10 protein-coding genes and 1 pseudogene are annotated in these 14,335 nt (G+C 66.3%); 7 read left to right on the forward strand and 4 right to left on the reverse strand.

Annotated elements, in window-relative coordinates; translation table 11 throughout:
• Positions 1-68 precede the first annotated feature (68 nt).
• The 4 genes from HV701_RS10235 to HV701_RS10250 all read right to left on the reverse strand — a co-directional run bounded on the left by HV701_RS10235 (position 69) and on the right by HV701_RS10250 (position 5,976).
• The gene (locus HV701_RS10235) at positions 69-3,182 is read right to left on the reverse strand and encodes a TonB-dependent hemoglobin/transferrin/lactoferrin family receptor (RefSeq protein ID WP_254595153.1); all 3,114 of its coding nucleotides are present in this window, start codon (positions 3,180-3,182) and stop codon (positions 69-71) included.
• A 241-nt stretch (positions 3,183-3,423) separates the two neighbouring features.
• A complete protein-coding gene (locus HV701_RS10240; RefSeq protein ID WP_175132953.1) occupies positions 3,424-4,443 on the reverse strand; it encodes a FecR family protein in 1,020 nt (339 codons plus the stop codon).
• 72 nt (positions 4,444-4,515) lie between these two features.
• Entirely contained in the window at positions 4,516-5,022 is a 507-nt protein-coding gene (locus tag HV701_RS10245) for an RNA polymerase sigma factor (RefSeq protein WP_175132954.1), read from the reverse strand.
• Positions 5,023-5,139: 117 nt separating this feature from the next.
• Entirely contained in the window at positions 5,140-5,976 is an 837-nt protein-coding gene (locus tag HV701_RS10250) for an IclR family transcriptional regulator (protein WP_175132955.1), read from the reverse strand.
• Positions 5,977-6,296: 320 nt separating this feature from the next.
• Here HV701_RS10250 and HV701_RS10255 point away from each other — a divergent pair, with 320 nt between their 5' ends.
• From HV701_RS10255 to HV701_RS10285, 7 genes and pseudogenes are all read left to right on the forward strand, one after another.
• Positions 6,297-7,310, forward strand: a complete 1,014-nt coding sequence (locus HV701_RS10255) for a 2-dehydro-3-deoxygalactonokinase (protein ID WP_175132956.1) — start codon at positions 6,297-6,299, stop codon at positions 7,308-7,310.
• Positions 7,307-7,960 (forward strand): 2-dehydro-3-deoxy-6-phosphogalactonate aldolase, encoded by a 654-nt coding sequence (locus HV701_RS10260; protein ID WP_175132957.1) that lies wholly within the window; start codon positions 7,307-7,309, stop codon positions 7,958-7,960. The genes HV701_RS10255 and HV701_RS10260 overlap by 4 nt, the downstream gene beginning before the upstream one ends.
• Complete coding sequence (gene dgoD, locus HV701_RS10265) at positions 7,957-9,105, forward strand: galactonate dehydratase (protein WP_175132958.1); 1,149 nt, start codon at positions 7,957-7,959, stop codon at positions 9,103-9,105. Before HV701_RS10260 ends, dgoD begins: the two co-directional genes overlap by 4 nt.
• Before the next feature lie 31 nt (positions 9,106-9,136).
• Positions 9,137-10,528, forward strand: coding sequence for an MFS transporter (locus HV701_RS10270; protein ID WP_175132959.1), 1,392 nt, complete (start codon positions 9,137-9,139; stop codon positions 10,526-10,528).
• Positions 10,529-10,755: 227 nt separating this feature from the next.
• Entirely contained in the window at positions 10,756-11,466 is a 711-nt protein-coding gene (locus HV701_RS10275) for an ABC transporter ATP-binding protein (RefSeq protein WP_175132960.1), read from the forward strand.
• Positions 11,463-12,851: an ABC transporter permease subunit gene (locus HV701_RS10280; RefSeq protein WP_175132961.1), complete on the forward strand. Its 1,389-nt coding sequence runs from the start codon at positions 11,463-11,465 to the stop codon at positions 12,849-12,851. The genes HV701_RS10275 and HV701_RS10280 overlap by 4 nt, the downstream gene beginning before the upstream one ends.
• A 10-nt stretch (positions 12,852-12,861) precedes the next feature.
• Positions 12,862-14,321 (forward strand): annotated as a pseudogene (locus HV701_RS10285) (ABC transporter permease subunit).
• The last annotated feature ends 14 nt before the right edge of the window (positions 14,322-14,335 follow it).

The raw sequence follows: 14,335 nt of genomic DNA on the forward strand, positions 1-14,335 counted from the left end.
TCGCACATGCGGAAAATCCGCATGTCCCTTTCTCGGGTAGGCATACTCCCACCCGAGCAACTACCTGCCTAAAAGCGAACCTCCATGCCCAACGCAACGGAGCGCCCCGGCGCGAATGTGCGAGCCATCGCATCGGAATATCCGTCGACATACATGCGATTGGTGATGTTCTCGACTGACGCCATAAGCTTGACGTTGTCATTGGCTTGATAACTGGCATACCAGTCCCAAGTCGTGTACTTAAACCAAACCTGGGAACCGCCAGAATCGCGGTTGTACCAACCGTCACCGCTGTAGTTGAATCTCACGCCGGTGTCCAGCTTGCGCTCCAGCAAGCGCACGCCGACCAGCAACGTGCCTTTATCCACCGGCTTGGCGATCGCACTGTTGAAGACGAAGTTGTCGCAGACGACCTGATCATCAGCCCAAGCTCGCCACGATTCATATCCACGCGCGAGGGCTTTCTGATGCTCGACTGAATAGCTTCCGTCTGCATTCGGGCGGTCGAATTTGTTTTCGCCCGACCCCAGGAAGTAAAGGTCTTCGCAGAACTTGTTGGGGCCGCCTAGATAATGGGTATAGCTCGCCCCCCCGTAGATCCAGCCAGCCTCATAACGCCCCTCAAGCTCCAAGCCGCGAAACTTCGTACGGTTGCGGTTGTTGACGAAGGCCGTTGTGCCTGGCAACGGCAACCTTTCCAGGTTGGAGCCGGGCAAAATGACGTCCATGGACGAAAAAAGATAGTTATCCGCCCTCGTATCGAAGTAACCCGCCTTTACCAACAAGCTGTCGCCATCCAACGCGATGTCCTGAAATATGGTGTTGGCGCCTACCTCCCAGGTCCGCGAAGTTTCCGGCTCGGCATTCGGATTAGGGAAAATGGTGGCAAAGCCGTCTTTAGGATGATTGCCCACCATCAGCATTTCGTTGATGGCGGGAGGCCTCCAGGACTTACCCCAGCTCCCGTACAGTTCCAGCCAATTGGTTGGCCGAACCGCGCCAGCCACCGAGGGCAGCAGCATCCCTGCACTACGATTCACGTCGTAGTCATACAAGGCGTTCTGATCGTTCAGATCCTCAGGCTGGAACTCCTTTTCGTAGTCGGTGGATCTACGTCCGCCAGGTATGTAGAAGTTCCTCGTTCTTCCACGTTGATCGACGTACGTCGGCACATCGGCCCACCAAGCAGCGATGGCCGATTCGTCGCCAGCCAACGCTAAACGGCAACCTGGCCCGTAAACAGCCTGAACCTGACTGCGCGGGTTTTCGTTCGGCGCCAGCCCTGGAAAGGCGCCATACGCGCACATTTCTTTTGCAAATTTGTCGAGCCTGGATAGGTGGATAGTTTGCTTACCGGGAACTTGCGTCTTGCCCTTGAGTCCGTAGCGCTCGTAACGAAGGCTGGCCGATACTGTGAAAAAATCGTCTTCCAGCTTCAGCTCTGCGAAGATGCTCCCCATGCTGCGACGGCCTTGGGGATTGAGCGCGTCCTTACCTGTTGTGCCAATGGGGCGCACCTCGCGACCGTCGTGATTCCACCGCTGGTTCGAAGTCGTATGGTCAGTGAAATACTCTACGCCGTAGTTGGCGCTAAGCGTTCTCGCCCCGAACATGAAACGCGATGTGTTGTCGAGCTGAAATCCTTGGGTCTGGGTAGACAGACGATTATTCCGGCCCACACCGTACTGCCTGCAAACGTCAAGCGCGTAGGGAGTTTTATTGGGCTTCTCACAAGTGCCGCTATCCCAGTACTCATTGTCAATATTCTCTCGGATCTTTGCCGCGTCTGTGAACCCGCCATCAAATCTGGAGCCTGGATAAGTTGGCATCGTGTAATTCTCAACATTTGTTTCGACCCCATAAATCTTCGCTTTTAAATCCAGTAAAAGGTTGCCCACCGGCTTGATCTTGTAATCGAGGGCGTAGCTGTTTGAATGAGCCTTCGAAGTTCCCATCTTGCGCCAAGGAGTGCCACTCTCCTGTACCGACATGTCGGCATCAGTGGTGTAGGAGTATCCGACTCGCGTGCCAACGTAGCTGAACAACAGCGACTGATCATTGCTCAGCTTCCAGCGTGCCTTGAACAGACTGGAGTCCTGTTCTTGCGCGGCAAACTTCACATCGTTGAACTCGATTTTTCCGCCATTGAACCAAACTGAATTCTGGCCCTCGATTCCTCCGCGCGTACCAATCCGATAATCCCCGATCGACCGCCGCGACACCGCCGCCATCACTTCCAGGTTTTCACCCGCGCGCGCCGCGCCCGCCGCGCTGCCCAGAAAGTTGACGCCGTTGCCCTGATAGCCCATCCCGGACGTACCGCGCAGCCGCCAACCGATATCCCTGCCCTCCCGCAGCACATCCCCGAAATCCAGCGTGCGAAAGTCAACGCTTCCCGCCATCGCGCCGGTGCCATGCACCCCGCGCACCACGCCCCGCTCTACCTGCACCTCGGACAGCAATTCCGAATCGACATACATTTCTCCATTGCGCTGCATGTGCCCGTTCTGCACGAAGTCCTGGCGCATGCCGTCGATCATCATGTTGACGCGCCCGAAGTCCTGCATGCCGCGGATGTTGATCGACAGGCCGGGGTTCTGGCGGTTGACGGCGCTGGCGACGCCGGGGGTATCCTGGATGAGTTCGGCGGCGTGGCGCACCGGGACGCGGTCCATCTCTTCGCGCGTGACGATGCTGACGGCGCGGGGGGCCTGGTAGACGCGCTCGTTGACGGTATTGCCCTGGACGACGACAGGCGTCATTGAGTAAACCTCGGCACGTCCGGCCTGGCTGTTATCGACCAACCGAAAGCTCATGCGTCCGCTGCCTTCCGATACCCGATAGCCGATGGGGCTGCTGCCCAGCAGATGGGCCAGCGCCGCGACAGGGCTGTAGGCGCCCTGGAGAGCGGCGCTTGTGTATGCGGAAAGATCGACGTCCCCCACATAGAGATCGACGCCGGCCTGGCGCGCAAACGCCAATACTGCTTGCGCCATGGGTTGGGCCGGGACATCGAAGGTGCGTGACTGCGCGGCGGCGTCCTTGCGGTCCTGGTGACCGGGTTGCCCCGCCGCCACCGGCGTCGGCGACTGCGCCCACACGGTTACCACGCAAGGCATTGCGAGCAGCCCTGCTCCCATCATGCGGCCCGCCACGCGGGCATTGATCAGTCTTCGCTTCATGTCATCTTCAGTTTCTGCCGATGCAAACGCGCATCATTACCATTAACGGATGAGAAGCGAACTACAGTAAAAAAAGTTGGAAAAAGGACAGTCCCCCTAGGGAAGCGCCGACGAACCGAACGGATTTCGTCTTAGGTTTACCGGAACTTTTGCGTGCGGCGCCGGCCCGCGAACAGGCGGGCATGCCAGACCAACCAGCGCTTGTGCCGCGCTCTGCGAACCCTGTCCAGGGCGCTGGGATTCAGTACAGCAACACCACTCCCGGCAACCGCAACCGCTTCAGATGCATCTCGGCACAGAGCGTGGCCAGCGCGCCTTCGAGATTGTCCAGATGGAACAGCGCATGCACGGGCAGGCGGGCAGCGCCGCGATTCGCCAGGATCAGTTGGCCCGGCTTGAACTCGCCGATGCGTTGCAGGGCCTGAGCCAGGGGCTCGCCATCGAAGACCAGATAGCCCTCGGCCCAGGCGGCGCCGAGCGCGGGCGCTTTTCCGTTACGCAGGATGCCATCGGCGTGGCTATAGGTGGCGCTTTCTCCGTCCGCCAGCGTTGCGCGGGCGTCGCCCGAGGCGGGCGCCCGGTCCAGCGTCACCTCGACACGATGCTGCAACACGCCGATCCAGGCATGGCCCGCATCGCGACGACGCACGGCATAGCGCGTACCCAGCGCGGTCATGCTGCCGCCGGCCGTCGCCACCACGAACCGGCGCAGTTCGGCCGCGCCCGTGGGCGCGGGCGCGAACACCGCTTCGCCGCGCAGCAGCCGGACCCGGCGGGTCGTGGCGTCGTATTCCACGTCGAGCGCGCTGTTGCTGCCCAACAGCACGTGGCTGCCATCCGGAAGATCGAAGGATCGGATTTCACCGACCGCGCTGCGATAGTCTGCCAGCCAGGGCGCCGCCACCTCCGGCCCGCCGATCGACCCCGCGACCGCCAGGGCCACGCCCGCCATCACGACCGCGGGCCGCCGGGGCGCCATGCGGCCCGCCCGCCACCATGACGCGACACAGGCGCGCCAAGGCGAGCGCTGCGGCCGGGGCACCGGCTGCGCGAACAGGGCCAGATCGCGGCATTGCCCCGCCAAGGCCCAGGCCATCTCGGCGTCGGCCAGGGCCGGGCCGTGGCGCGAGTCGCGCGCCAGCCAACGGTCCAGGCGGCGCTTCTCGGCCGGCGCCAGCGCGCCGCTGGCCAGGCGCAGCGCCCAGAGGCTGGCCTGTCGGCGCAGGCGTCGTTCGCGGCCGGAGCGGTTCACGGGGGGCATGATGGGCTCTTCATAAACTAGATAAACGGCCCAGCCGCGAAAAACAGTAAAAAAAGTCGCGGATGCGGGCGTTCAAGGGTCGTCTCCCAGGCGTTCGCGCATCAGTTCCAGCGCCATGGCCAGGTGCTTCTGCACCGAGCTGGGAGAGATATCCAGATAGCGGGCGGCCTCCGCGTGGCTCAAGCCCTCGATGCGGCAAAGCTGGAAAATCTGGCGCGTGCGCACCGGCAGTTCGGCCAGGGTCGCCGCCAATCGTGCCAGTTGCCGGCGAATGTGCACGTGGACATCGGGCGCGATGCGCAGGTCGCGCACGCTTTCCAGGAACGCGTCCGACGCGACCTCGGTGCGGGCCTGATGATGATTGCGGCGGTGATCGATCAGCAGGCGGTTGGCGATGGCGTACAGATAGGCCAGGGCGTCGTCGGACGGCAGTTCGTCTTCCTGCGCGACGAGACGGGCGAAGCACTCCTGCGCCAGGTCGGCGCTGAGTTCGGCTTCGCCGGTTTTCAGGAACAGGTAGCGACGCAGCCGCTCGGCATAAGCCGCATACAGGCGCGCGACATCAGGTTTGGGCGCCACTTGCTCGTCGCCGTCAATCTACTCGATCATGATGGACATCAAGGATGAGCGACGAGACTAGCACCGATCCCCAGCGGGGCCGGCGGCTGCGACATGCGATTTCGTCGGAGATTTATCTCAGTCGGCCGCGCGCGGCCGGGTGGGCGCGCCTTGCACCTTCCAACCCAGTTCCGCCGAAATGCGCGCGGCGGCCTCCCGCACGACCGGCACCATCTCGCGCATGCGGTCCAGCGACATGTACGGCACCGTGCTGGACACGCTGATGGCGGCGACGATGCCACTGGAAGCGTCGCGCACCGGCGCCGCCACGCAGCGGATCGAGGGTTCGTTGTCTTCCAGGTCGAAGGCGTAGCCGTTGGCGGCGTAGTCGCGCATGCGGTCGCGGAAGGCTTCCCAGGTCTGGCCGCCGCCGGGCGCGCGCGATGACACCGGCGCGCCGATGCGGTGCAGCGCTTTCCATTGCGGCTCGTCGGCGTCCAGCAGCAACGCCTTGCCGACGCCGGTCGCGGCCAGCGGCATGCGATGGCCGACGCGCGAACGCATCTCCAGGCCTTTCTTGCCGGGGATCTTTTCCAGGTAGAGCACTTCGTCGTTGTCGCGCACCGCCAGGTGGATGGTGTCGCCGGTCTCGGCCGCGAGGGCGTCGAGGTAAGGCCGCGCCAGCGTGGCCATGGGAAAGGCTTCGCGCGCCTGGAAACCGAGTTCGATCAGCTTCGGGCCCAGCACGTAGCCGACGCCGGGCAGCGTGCGCAGATAGCGTTCCTGCACCAGGCAACTGGCGAGCCGGTGCGTGGTGCTGCGCGCCACGCCGATATGGGCGCAGATGTCTTTCAGATCGCGCGCCCCGGCGGCGACGGCCTGGATCACGCCCAGCCCGCGCATCAGGGTCTGGGTGCCGGCGGGGGCCGTGGCGTCGGGGTCGTAGGCAGGAGAGGCGGGCGATGAATCGGGCATGGGGGGCAGGCGCGGCTATTGCAAAGGTGGAACGGCAGGCGAAGGCGGAAGACGAGGCAGAAGGCGAAGGCATGGCGTAGCCCCGGCACGGCTTCATTATCCCCTCAGGCCAAATTCCCTATATATGGGATTTAATTCTATATTTTGAGATTTTTCAAGCGCTGATCTAGAATTTTTCGCAGCCTGCCCGCCGCCGCCCCGGCGTCGGCGCGGGCCTGACGACAACAAGGTCGGCCACCGCCTGCCCCCGCGACTACCGCGCCTCCCGGCGCGTCCTCGCCCGCAGCGCATCGCCGGCCCGAGACGAGACACAGACTCTGATGACAACCGGATTGCCGGCCCGCGCGGCCCTTATCGCGCTGGACTGGGGCACCTCTTCGCTGCGCGCCTACCGCCTCGATGGCGCCGGCCGCACGCTCGATACCCGCCACCTGCCGTGGGGCATCATGCGCCTGCCGCAGCCCTTGCAGGACGGCGCCGCCACGCCCAGCGGCCAATCGGGCTTCGAACTGGCGTTCGAGCAGGCCTGCGGCGACTGGCTGCGGGCCGAGCCCCACCTGCCGGTGATCGCCTGCGGCATGGTCGGCAGCGCCCAGGGCTGGCAGGAAGCCGCCTACCTGGACGTGCCGGTCGACCTGCAACGCATCGGCACGCTGCTGACGCGCGTCGAGCGCCACGGCGCCGCGCCGCTGCACATCGTGCCCGGCCTGATCCAGCGCCATGGCCTGCCCAATGTGATGCGCGGCGAAGAAACGCAGGTGTTCGGCGTGCTGTCCGGCCAGGTCGACGACCCCGCCGCCAACGTGCTGATCGGCCTGCCCGGCACCCATTCGAAATGGGTCAACACGCGCCGCGGCCAGGTCACGCACTTCGATACCTTCATGACCGGCGAGGTCTACGCCGCGCTGCGCGGCCACACCATTCTGGGCCGCACCATGGTCGAGGCGCGGGCGTCCGACATGGCGGCCTTCGAGCGTGGCCTGAAAGTGGCCGGCGTGCCCGCCGGCCGCGCCGGCGTGCTGTCGACGATCTTCAGCACCCGCGCGCTGGGGCTGACCGGCGAACTGGCCGGGGTGTCGCAGGCCGACTACCTGTCGGGCCTGTTGATCGGCCATGAAATTTCCGCGCTGGCCGACATGCTGCATCTGCAGGGCGACCTGCCGCGCATCGTGCTGTGCGGCGACGACGCGCTGTGCCAGCGCTACATCCTGGCGCTGCGGCACTACGGCCTGGGCACGCCGCAACTGGCCAAGCACGCCACCGAGCGCGGCCTGTGGCACCTGGCGGTCAGCGCCGGACTGGTGCCCTTCCCCACTTCCGAGACCCCACCATGACCCATACCAGACTGCAAACCGCCATGGCCCATTGCGGCCTGATCGCTATCCTGCGCGGCATCACGCCGGCCGAGGCCGTGCCTGTCGCGCAGGCGCTGTACCAGGCGGGTTTTCGCCTGATCGAGGTGCCGCTCAATTCGCCCGAGCCGCTGGTCAGCATCCGCGCCATGCGCGATGCGCTGCCGGCCGATTGCCTGGTCGGCGCCGGCACCGTGCTGGACCCCGCCGACGTGGCCCGCATCAAGGACGCGGGCGGCGAGCTGATCGTCATGCCGCACAGCGACCTGGCCGTGGTGCGCGCGGCCAAGGCCGCCGGCCTGGCGTCGTGCCCCGGCGTAGCCACGCCGACCGAGGCTTTCGCGGCACTGGCGGCCGGCGCCGACGCGCTCAAGATGTTCCCGGCCGAGCAGCTCGGCCCGGCCGTGCTCAAGGCCTGGCGCGCGGTGATGCGTCCGCCGATCGCGCTGATGCCGGTCGGCGGCATCACGCCCGACAACCTTGCCACCTATGCCCAGGCGGGCGCCAGCGGCTTCGGCCTGGGCTCCGCCTTGTACCAACCCGGCCTGTCGGCCACCGAAGTCGGCCGGAACGCGCGCGCTTTCATGGCCGCCTGGCAACGCGCCTATCCGGCCCAGGAGACCCAAGCATGAAGATCACCAAGCTCACCACCTACATCGTGCCGCCCCGCTGGTGCTTCCTGAAGATCGAAACCGACGCCGGCATCGTCGGCTGGGGCGAACCGGTGGTGGAAGGCCGCGCCCATTCGGTGGCCGCCGCCGTCGAGGAACTGTCGGACTACCTGATCGGCAAGGATCCGCGCAACATCGAGGACCACTGGACGGTGCTGTACCGTGGCGGCTTCTATCGCGGCGGCGCCATCCACATGAGCGCGCTGGCCGGCATCGACCAGGCGCTGTGGGACATCAAGGGCAAGGACCTGGGTGTGCCCGTGTCGCAACTGCTGGGCGGCAACGTGCGCGACCGCATCCGCGTGTATTCGTGGATCGGCGGCGACCGCCCGGCCGACACCGCGGCGGCCGCCAAGGGCGCGGTCGAGCGCGGCTTCACCGCCGTGAAGATGAACGGCACCGAGGAATTGCAGTACATCGATTCGTTCGACAAGGTCGAGAAGTGCCTGGAGAACGTGGCTGCCGTGCGCGGGGCGGTCGGCCCCAACGTCGGCATCGGCGTGGACTTCCATGGCCGCGTGCATAAGCCCATGGCCAAGGTGCTGATGAAAGAGCTGGACCCGTTCAAGCTGATGTTCATCGAAGAGCCGGTGCTGAGCGAACACTACGAGGCGCTGAAGGAACTGGCGCCGCTGACGTCCACGCCGATCGCGCTGGGCGAGCGCCTGTTCTCGCGTTGGGATTTCAAGCGCGTACTGGCCGAAGGCTACGTCGACATCATCCAGCCCGATCCCTCGCACGCCGGCGGCATCACCGAAACGCGCAAGATCGCCGCCATGGCCGAGGCCTACGACGTGGCGCTGGCACTGCACTGCCCGCTCGGTCCGATCGCGCTGGCCACCTGCCTGCAGATCGACGCCGGTTGCTACAACGCCTTCATCCAGGAGCAGAGCCTGGGCATCCACTACAACGCGGCCAACGACCTGCTGGACTACGTCAGCAACCGCGAGGTGTTCGCCTACGAGAACGGCATGGTCGAGATTCCGCAGGGCCCCGGCCTGGGCATCGAGGTCAACGAGGAATACGTCAAAGAGCGCGCGGCGGTCGGCCACCGCTGGCGCAACCCCATCTGGCGCCACGCCGACGGCAGCTTCGCCGAGTGGTAAGCCGGTAGAAAAAGCAAGAGAGGAGACCCCCTTGACCACCGCCACCCACCCGGGCCTGCAAAGCGCCCAGCGGCCGACGCGCAGCCGCTATCTCATCATGGTGATGCTGTTCATCACCGTCGTCATCAACTACCTGGACCGCAGCAACCTGTCCATCGCTGCGCCCGCGCTCAAGGACGAGTTCGGCCTGGACACGGTGCATGAAGGCCTGATCCTGTCGGCCTTCGGCTGGACCTACGCCGCCATGCAGATCCCCGGCGGCTGGCTGGTGGACCGGGTGTCGCCGCGCGTGCTGTACGCGGCCGCGCTGATCCTGTGGTCGGCGGCCACGTTCTTCATGGGCTTTGCCGGCAGCTTCGTGATCCTGTTCGTGCTGCGCCTGGCCGTGGGCGCGCTGGAAGCGCCGGCCTATCCGATCAACAACCGCGTCGTCACGACCTGGTTCCCGGAAAAGGAACGCGCCACCGCCATCGGCTTTTACACCTCGGGCCAGTTCGTCGGCCTGGCGTTCCTGACGCCGCTGCTGGCTTGGCTGCAGCACCGCTATGGCTGGCACATGGTGTTCGTCAGCACCGGTCTGGTGGGCATCGTCTGGGGCGTGTTGTGGTACCTGATCTACCGTGAGCCGCGCCAGTTCAAGGGCGCCAACGCGGCCGAGATCGAGCTGATCCAGAAAGGCGGCGGCGTGGTCGACCTGGACAAACGCGTCAATGAAGACGCCCCCACGGCGCGCCCGCAAGACGGGCTTCCTGCCCCCCAAGGGGGCGCCTTTCCCCTTGGGGCCGCCCGGCGGCGAAAGAAGGCCCCGTTCAACTGGAACGACCTGGGCCTGGTGATGAGCCAGCGCAAGCTGTGGGGCGTGTACTTGGGCCAGTTCTGCCTGACTTCGACGCTGTGGTTCTTCCTGACGTGGTTCCCGACCTACCTGGTGAAGTACCGCGGCATGGACTTCATCAAGTCGGGCTTCCTGGCGTCGGTGCCGTTCCTGGCGGCGTTCGTCGGCGTGCTGTGCTCGGGCGTGCTGTCGGACTTCCTGATCCGCCGCGGCGCCACGGTGGGCCTGGCGCGCAAGCTGCCGATCATCCTGGGCCTGCTGATCTCGACGTCGATGATCGGCGCCAACTTCACCGATTCCACGCCGTGGGTGATCTTCTTCCTGGCGGTGGCGTTCTTCGGCAACGGCCTGGCGTCGATCACCTGGTCGCTGGTATCGACTCTGGCGCCGGTGCGTCTGCTGGGGCTGACCGGCGGGGTCTTCAACTTCGTCGGCAACCTGTCGTCGATCTGCACGCCGATCGTGATCGGCTTCCTGGTATCCCAGGACAACTTCGCGCCAGCCATCGTGTATGTGTCGTCGCTGGCGCTGCTGGGTGCGCTGTCGTACATCCTGCTGGTGGGCAAGGTGGAGCGCATCGAGGCCTGATCGGCGCGCACCGCTATCGCAATGACGAAGGGCGTCCATGTGGACGCCCTTCTGCTTTGGATCTCCGGTTTCGCCAAAGTTCCGAACAATGGATGGCGATATAATCACGTTATGTTATATCATCTCTAACAATAGTCATTCCCAATTCGGCCCGCGCGCCAGGACGGCGTCATCGGCGGCCCCTCCCCCCTGAACTCCCCGCATCTTCGGACGAAGAAGGATTTGCAGTGCTCGAAGCCATCGGCCTGACCAAACGCTACGGCGACCAGATCGCGCTCCACCCGCTGGACCTGCGCATCGAGCCGGGCGAGATCTACTGCCTGCTGGGCGCCAATGGCGCCGGCAAGACCACCACCATCAACCTGTTCCTGAACTTCATCGCGCCCGATGGCGGCCAGGCCCTGATCCACGGGCTGGACGTGGCCCGCGAACCGCTGGCCAGCAAGCGCCACGTGGCCTACATCCCGGAACAGGTCAACTTGTATGGCACCCTCAGCGGCCTGGAGAACCTGCGCTACTTCGCCGCGCTGGCCCTGGGCGAAGCGCCGCCGCGCGCGCGGTTGCTGGAATTGCTGGCCGAGGTCGGCCTGGACCCGGCGGCCGCCGACAAGCGCGTGGCCGCCTATTCCAAGGGCATGCGGCAGAAGGTGTGGATCGCCGTGGCGCTGGCCAAGAATGCCCGCGCGCTGCTGCTGGACGAACCCACCTCGGGCCTGGACCCTTCCGCCGCCGCCGAATTCACCCGCCTGCTGCAACGCGCCGCCGAACGCGGCGTGGCCATCCTCGCCACCACCCACGACCTGTTCCACGCGCGCCAGACCGCCACCCGCATCGGCATCATGAAGCGCGGCCGGCTGGTCGAAAGCCTGGACACCGCGCAGATCGGCGAGGTCGACCTGCAAGCGCTATACCTGGCGCACATGAGGTCCGACGCATGATCCTGCTGATCGCCCTCAAGGACCTGCGCGAACGGCTGCGCGACGGCCGGCTGTATTGGGCCGGCGGCATCGTCGCTGTGCTGCTGCTGACGGCGCTGGCGGTCGGCTATCTGCACCAGCAGGAGGCGCGCGCCGAACAGGCCGCGGCCCAGAACACCGACTACAGCGACTGGCTCAAGCAGGGCGCGCGCCATCCGCACGACGCCGCCCACCAAGGCATGCATGTCTTCAAGCCCGACACCACGCTGGCCCTGCTCGACCCCGGCATCAATCCGTACATCGGCAGCACCGTGTGGCTGCAGGCGCACCGCCAGAGCGAGGTCAAGTTCCGCCCGGCGCAGGACGCCACCGGCCTGCAGCGCTTCGGCGACCTGTCGGCCGCCTGGATCCTGCAGGCGCTGGGACCGCTGCTGGTGATCGTGCTGGGCTTCAACGCCTTCTCGGGCGAGCGCGAACAAGGCATCCTGCGCCAGACGCTGAGCCTGGGCGTGGCGCCCTCGCGCCTGCTGTGGGGCAAGGCCACGGCGCTGGCCATGAGCCTGGCCCTGCTGCTGGTGCCGGCGGCGCTGGCCGCCATCGCGGCGGTATGGCTGGCTGGCGGCCGCGCCGATGCGATGCTGCGCTTCAGCGTGCTGGCCGGCGGCTATGCGCTGTACCTGGCCGTCTTCGTCTTCGTCACGCTGGGCGTATCGGCCGCCGCGCGTTCGTCGCGCGTGGCCATCACCGTGCTGCTGGCGCTGTGGATCGCCAACACCGTGATCGCGCCGCGCGTCATGGCCGAACTGTCGCGCGGGCTCTACCCCAGCCCGACGCGCCTGGCGTTCAACCAGGCGCTGCAGGACGACCTCAAGGCCACGTCCGACCGCGTCTGGATGCAGGCCTTCGGCACCACCGAACGCTGGAGCCGCGACGTGCCGCTGAACAAGTGGGGCCTGGCGCTCAAGCTCGATGACCAGTCCGCCTACGCCGTGTATGACCGCCACTTCGGCCGCCTGTGGGACACCTGGGAGCGCCAGCAGACCGTGCAGGAAACGGCCGGCTGGCTGATGCCGCTGCTGGCGGTGCGCGCGCTGTCGGCCGCCATGGCCGGCACCGACTTCGCCCATCACCGCGATTTCACCACCGCCGCCGAACGGCAGCGCCGCGTGATCCAGGACATCGTCAGCGCCGACCTGGTGGCGCACGCCGACACACTGGAACACCAGCATTTCTCGTATCAGGCCGGCCCGTCGCTATGGGCGCGCGTGCCGCCGTTCCACTACCAGGCCCCGCCCGCCGGCTGGGCGCTGCGCGAGGCCCGCCTGAGCCTGATGATGCTGGCCGTGGCGCTGCTGTTGAGCGTGGCCTTTGCCTGGCGCGCCGTGGCCCGCCAGACCGCCCTGTAGGAGATTCCCGGTGCACGATACGCAATTGAGCCGCTTCGGGATGGTCCTGCGGCATGAACTCAGCCTGTTGACGCGCGAACGCGCGCTGTGGCTATGCGGCCTGCTGTTCCTGCTGCTGGTGGGCTACGCCGTCTTCAACGGACTGTTGCAAACCGCATTGCGCGACCAGGCCCAGGCCGCGCTGGCGCACGCTGACGCGCAGAACCGCGCCAGCCAGCTGGCGCAGCTGCAACGCATCATGGACGGCAGCGAAACCCCGACGCCGTTCGGCAATCCCGCCAGCCCCGCCAACATGGGCGGCGGCCTGGGCGCGACTACGCCCTCATGCCCAGCGTGCCGCTGGCGCCAGTGGCACTGGGCCAGACCGACCTGTTCCCGTCGCAATTCAAGGTGACCTACGACAGCAAGGTCAACTTCATCCACAACAACGACATCGAGAATCCCTGGCACCTGCTCAGCGGGCATTTCGATCTGGCGTTCGTGGTGATCTACCTGCTGCCGCTGCTGATCTTCGCGCTCGGGCACAACCTGCTGTCCGGCGAAAAGGAAGACGGCACGCTGCGCCTGCTGCTGTCGCAACCGCTGGCGCTGGCGACCCTGATCAGCGGCAAGATCGCGCTGCGCGCGGTGGTGCTGCTGGGCGCGGCGGTGCTGCTGCCGGTGGCCGCCTTGCTGCTGGCCCGCCCCCAGGCGCTGCAGGCCGCCAGCGCCACACTGTGGTGGGCGCTGCTGGTCGGCGCCTACGCGCTGTTCTGGTTCGCGGCGGTGGTGGCCGTCAACGCCTTCGGCAAGTCGTCGGCCGCCAACGCCATGATCCTGATGGTCGGCTGGGTGCTGCTGGTGCTGGTGGTGCCGGTGCTGCTCAACCTGGTGGCGGCCTACGCCAGCCCGGCGCCGTCGCGCGCCGAACTGGCCACGCGCACCCGCGTGGCCACGGCGCTGGCGATGCGCGACAACGCCGCGTTGCTGTCGACCGACTACGGCCACATGGACAAGCCCGACGCCCTGATTCCCCGCGAGGGCCGCCTGGAAATCACCGGCCGCCCGCTGGGCCATGCCCGCGTCGAGCGGCAGGTGGACGCGGCGATGCAGCCGGAACTGGCGCGCTTCGACGCACAGATGGCGCGCCAGCAGGCGCTGGTGGCGCGCTACAGCGTGCTGTCGCCGGCGGCGGTCGCGTACGAAGGCATCACCGCGCTGGCCGGCACCGGCCAACGCCGCCACGCCCATTTCATGCGGCAGATCGATGCCTATCACCGCGCCTGGAAGGACTTCTTCCTGCCCCGCATCGAGGCCAGCCGCGCCATCACGCCCGCCGACTTCGCCGCCATGCCGGTCTTTCACTGGCAAGAGGAAGACCCCGCCGCCGTGCGCGCCCGGGCCCTGCGCGCCCTGATGCAACTGCTGGCGCCGGCCGCGCTGCTGCTGGCCCTGGCCGGCTGGCGCCTGCGCCGCTACCGCGTGGTCTAGAGACAGATTTTTCA

This window comes from Achromobacter pulmonis, assembly GCF_902859765.1.
Classification (GTDB): Bacteria; Pseudomonadota; Gammaproteobacteria; order Burkholderiales; family Burkholderiaceae_B; genus Achromobacter; species Achromobacter pulmonis.

What these genes read in the sequence shown, in the direction of transcription:
- HV701_RS10235 (WP_254595153.1), bottom strand. Translation starts at nt 3,182, where the DNA reads ATGAAGCGAAGACTGATCAATGCCCGCGTGGCGGGCCGCATGATGGGA.
- HV701_RS10240 (WP_175132953.1), bottom strand. Translation starts at nt 4,443, where the DNA reads ATGCCCCCCGTGAACCGCTCCGGCCGCGAACGACGCCTGCGCCGACAG.
- HV701_RS10250 (WP_175132955.1), bottom strand. Translation starts at nt 5,976, where the DNA reads ATGCCCGATTCATCGCCCGCCTCTCCTGCCTACGACCCCGACGCCACG.
- HV701_RS10255 (WP_175132956.1), top strand. Translation starts at nt 6,297, where the DNA reads ATGACAACCGGATTGCCGGCCCGCGCGGCCCTTATCGCGCTGGACTGG.
- HV701_RS10260 (WP_175132957.1), top strand. Translation starts at nt 7,307, where the DNA reads ATGACCCATACCAGACTGCAAACCGCCATGGCCCATTGCGGCCTGATC.
- dgoD (WP_175132958.1), top strand. Translation starts at nt 7,957, where the DNA reads ATGAAGATCACCAAGCTCACCACCTACATCGTGCCGCCCCGCTGGTGC.
- HV701_RS10280 (WP_175132961.1), top strand. Translation starts at nt 11,463, where the DNA reads ATGATCCTGCTGATCGCCCTCAAGGACCTGCGCGAACGGCTGCGCGAC.